This window comes from Acidovorax sp. KNOB132 (genome assembly GCF_057541515.1).
In genome coordinates, this window is record NZ_BAAJYT010000314.1 from 1 (window position 1) to 3,831 (window position 3,831).

The 3,831-nt window shown below is 70.9% G+C and carries 5 protein-coding genes; 3 read left to right on the top strand and 2 right to left on the bottom strand.

From position 1 onward, the window contains the following. The 3 genes from AC27IO_RS21615 to AC27IO_RS21625 all read left to right on the top strand — a co-directional run. Nucleotides 1-1,252 (top strand): DEAD/DEAH box helicase (locus AC27IO_RS21615; protein ID WP_498740694.1); only part of this gene is annotated, 1,252 nt, incomplete at its 5' end. A gap of 132 nt (nt 1,253-1,384) precedes the next feature. Further along, nucleotides 1,385-1,882, top strand: a complete 498-nt coding sequence (locus tag AC27IO_RS21620; RefSeq protein ID WP_498740695.1) for an EVE domain-containing protein — start codon at nt 1,385-1,387, stop codon at nt 1,880-1,882. A gap of 121 nt (nt 1,883-2,003) precedes the next feature. Then, nucleotides 2,004-2,762, top strand: a complete 759-nt coding sequence (locus tag AC27IO_RS21625; protein WP_498740696.1) for a hypothetical protein — start codon at nt 2,004-2,006, stop codon at nt 2,760-2,762. Nucleotides 2,763-2,838: 76 nt separating this feature from the next. On the opposite strand, the gene AC27IO_RS21630 is transcribed toward AC27IO_RS21625, so the two are convergent. Next, nucleotides 2,839-3,717, bottom strand: a complete 879-nt coding sequence (locus tag AC27IO_RS21630; protein WP_498740697.1) for an alpha/beta hydrolase — start codon at nt 3,715-3,717, stop codon at nt 2,839-2,841. Nucleotides 3,718-3,744: 27 nt separating this feature from the next. Further along, nucleotides 3,745-3,831: DUF3649 domain-containing protein (locus AC27IO_RS21635; RefSeq protein ID WP_487090715.1), on the bottom strand; the 87-nt coding region annotated here is incomplete at its 5' end.

The window sequence follows — 3,831 nt, forward strand, 5'->3', positions numbered from 1 at the left end:
CGGCGCGAGCGTTTTTGCCCGCATCGGCCAGCATGACCTGGTGCTGACGACCTACCCGCTGGTGTGGCGCGACATCGACGCGCTGGCCGCGCAGCCGTGGCACCTGCTGATCCTGGACGAGGCGCAGATGGTCAAGAACGCCGGCAGCCGCAGCGCCCGCGCCCTGCGGCGCCTGAACGCTGCGCATCTGCTTTGCCTGACCGGCACGCCGCTGGAGAACCACCTGGGCGAGCTGTGGGCGCAGTTCGACTTCCTCATGCCCGGCTTTCTGGGCGATGCGCGCAGCTTCTCCCAGCGCTGGCGCAAGCCCATCGAGGAGAACGGCGAAACCCTGCGGGCCGAGGTGCTGGCCCGGCGCGTGCGCCCGTTCATCCTGCGCCGCCGCAAGCAGGACGTGGCCACCGAACTGCCGCCGCGCACCGACGTCGTGCTGCGGCTGCCGCTGCAGGGCCGCCAGCGCGAGCTGTACGAGGCGGTGCGTGCCGCCGCCGACAAGCAGGTGCGCCGCGTGCTGCAGCGCCAGAGCTTCGACGGCGCGCAGATCACCCTGCTGGATGCGCTGCTCAAGCTGCGGCAGGTGTGCTGCGATCCGCGCCTGGTCAAGGGCAGCGAGGCCGCCCGGGCGCAGCCCGCCACCATGGAGCGCGCCAAGCTCGAATGGCTGGCCGACGCGCTGCCCGCCCTGGTCGCGCAAGGGCGCCGCGTGCTGGTGTTCTCGCAGTTCACCGAAATGCTCGCCCTGGTGGCCGAAACGCTGGAGGCGCTCGCCCTGTCCTTCCTCGCGCTGACCGGAGACACCCCGCCCCGCGCGCGCGGCGCCGTGGTGCGGCGCTTCCAGGACCGCGGCGATGCCGGCGCGCCGCCCGTCCTGCTGGCCAGCCTCAAGGCCGGCGGCGTGGGCCTGAACCTGACCGCCGCCGACACGGTGATCCACCTGGATCCCTGGTGGAACCCCGCCGTGGAGGAGCAGGCCACCGCCCGTGCCCACCGCATCGGGCAGGACCAGCCGGTGTTCGTCTACAAGATCGTGGTGGAAGGCAGCATCGAGGAACGCATGCTGGAACTGCAGGCCCGCAAGCAGGCGCTGGCGCAGGGGGTGCTGGGGCACGACGCCGCGGGTGCGGCCAAGTTCAGCGAGGCGGACCTGAACGCCCTGCTCGCCCCCTTGTCGGAACCCCAGGACAACCCACTGGCCATCCCGGCGCACGATGCGATCCGGTGGGGCGGCACGGGGCCGGCGAGCATGCGGTGAATTCGCGAATAAGGGTGTTTTTGGCCCCATGCCTTAGTTAATCAAGCCTTCATTGCTATTAAATCAATAGCAACAACCCTCTGGCGACAGGAAGGGCTCGATCCTTGCGCCGCATCCCGCCAGAATGGCGCCATGACGACGACCCCGCCCCCCGAACCCCGCTACTGGCTCATGAAGTCCGAGCCGCAGGAATGCTCCATCGACGACGCCCTGGCCGCCCCGGATGCCACCGTGCCCTGGACCGGCGTGCGCAACTACCAGGCGCGCAACTTCATGCGCGACGGCATGCAGGTGGGCGACGGCGTGCTGTTCTATCACTCCAGCTGTCCGGAGCCGGGCATTGCCGGCCTGGCGCGCGTGGCATCTGCCACCCGGCCGGACCCGACGCAGTTCGACCCCGAATCGCCCTACCACGACCCCAAATCCCGCCCGGACCAACCGCGGTGGCTGCTGCTGGACGTGCAGGCACTGCGCAAGACCCGCCTGCTGCCCCTGGCCGAATTGCGCGCCCGGCCGGAACTGGCCGGCCTGCAGGTGCTGCAAAAAGGCAGCCGCCTGTCCATCACGCCGGTCGATGCGGCGGACTGGAAGCGGGTCGTCGAAATGCTGGACGCGGCGCCGCCCGCCTGAGCCGCGCCCTGCGAGGGCCCAACGGTGCCGCCCGGCCACGGGTGCAGCACCTAGTGCCCGTGCCTATCATGGCCTGCCCTCCACTCCCCTTTCGCGGTGGCGCCAGCGCCCCGCGTCCGCCATGCGCCACATGCTCGACTTCAGTTCCTGGCACACCCTGCTCACCACCGCGTTGGGGCTGCTGCTGGCCTCGCTGCTCATGGTGGGCATCCGGCTCGTCTTCATGCAGACCATCCAGCGCCGCCAGCAACGCGAAAACCGGCAGATCAACGAGCGGCTCAAGACCCTGATCGCCGCCTACAAGACCTTGGGCGGCTCGTTCACCGGGCAGTTGCAGGTGAGCCCGACGCACATGCGCGACCTGCGCCGGCCGGCTGGCAGCCCAACGCCATCGCTGCCCCCTGCCGAAGGCGATCCGGCCACCGTGGAAGAGGCGCTGGCACCGCTGACCAGCACCGAGCGCCAACGCCGCGTGCGCGATGCGGTGGAAGCCGCGCTGTCCGACGTGATCCTGCTGGGCACCGAGGAGCAGGTCCAACTCGCCGCCCAGGCCGCGCAGGACATGGTGGCCGGCCGCAGCATCGAAACGGCGCAGCTGGTGGTGTCGCTGCGGCAGTTCATTCGGGCGGCGCTGGACCTGGAACCGATTGCGGAGCACGTGCCGATTCCCGTGCAGGGGCCGTTGCGGCCCGGAGGAAGCGGTGGCGCGGGCGCCCGGCGCGCCAATGCCGATGGCGGTGTGCGAGGCAGTGGGGGCGGCGCCGGCGGTGGAATGGGCGAAAGCGGGAACGGCGGCGGGATGGGAATGGCGCACCACGCGCCCGGTGGTGACCCGGCCGACAACGGAGGGTTCGCCACGACAGCCGCCAGCGGGCACTGAAGGGGGATGAGGCAGCGCTCCCCTGCCCGCTCGCCCCCCCATCACGCACGAGATCCACCCGTCACAGCGCACGGCCTCAGTCGCTGTCGCTGTCGCTGTCGCGCAGGTGTTTCGCGAGGAACGCCGAAATCCGCGCCTCGTAGGCCGGCGGATCGAACGCATGCAGATCGACATGCGCCGCACCATCGACCACCCACAACGCCTTCGGGTCGTCGGCCGCCGCGTAGATGCGCCGGGTTTCCGCCAGGGGGGTGTGGCGGTCTTCCGATCCGGCCGCGATCAGCAGCGGCACGTGCAGCGACGGCAGGTCGGCGATGGGCCGCAGCTGATCCGCGGAAACGCCCAGCCGCACGGGAAGCTGCCACAGCAGCAGCGGCGTGAGCCACCGGCCCGCCGGCCCCAGGTACATCGCCAGGCGGTCGGAGACCGCGTCTTCGATCGTGGGGAACATCGACTCCAGCACGACGGCCTCCAGGGACACGTCGGGCCGGGACAGCACGAGCGACGCCGCCCCGAGCGATGCGCCGATCACACCGATCTTCTCGTCGGGCAGCGCGTCGGACAGGTAGTCCAGGGCCGCCGCCACGCCTTGCGATTCGTTCCAGCCGAAAGTCACCCGGTCCCCGGCGCTCTCGCCATGCGCGGGCAGATCGATGAGCAGCACCGAATAGCCCAGGCGATGGAGAAACCGGGCCCGGCCCAGCATCTGCCGCCGGTCCGCACCGATGCCATGCAAAAGCAGCACCGCCCCGGCCCCGGCATCGCCACGGACCAGCCAGCCCGCAAGGGACTGGCCCGTGACGGTATCGAACCGCACCGGGCTCGCGGGCAGATCGCCCGGGGCCGGGCCCACGGGCCGGTGGTGCGGATGGCTCAGGACTTCGCCCGCACCGAGCCAAACCGCGAGGCACAAAAAGGCGGCAGCGAGTGCCGCGAGGATTCTTCGACGTTGCATGGGCAGCGATGCTAGCGGCCCATGGGGTCACCGCCACCACCAAAGCAGGCCAACGCAGGGCGCTGCCGCCACGCCCAGGCCCAGCCAGGCCCGCGCCGCGCTGCGCGCGCAGAA

Excerpts from the sequence above, each read along its gene's own strand:
- AC27IO_RS21630 (WP_498740697.1), bottom strand. The coding sequence starts at position 3,717 with ATGCAACGTCGAAGAATCCTCGCGGCACTCGCTGCCGCCTTTTTGTGC.
- AC27IO_RS21620 (WP_498740695.1), top strand. The coding sequence starts at position 1,385 with ATGACGACGACCCCGCCCCCCGAACCCCGCTACTGGCTCATGAAGTCC.
- AC27IO_RS21625 (WP_498740696.1), top strand. The coding sequence starts at position 2,004 with ATGCGCCACATGCTCGACTTCAGTTCCTGGCACACCCTGCTCACCACC.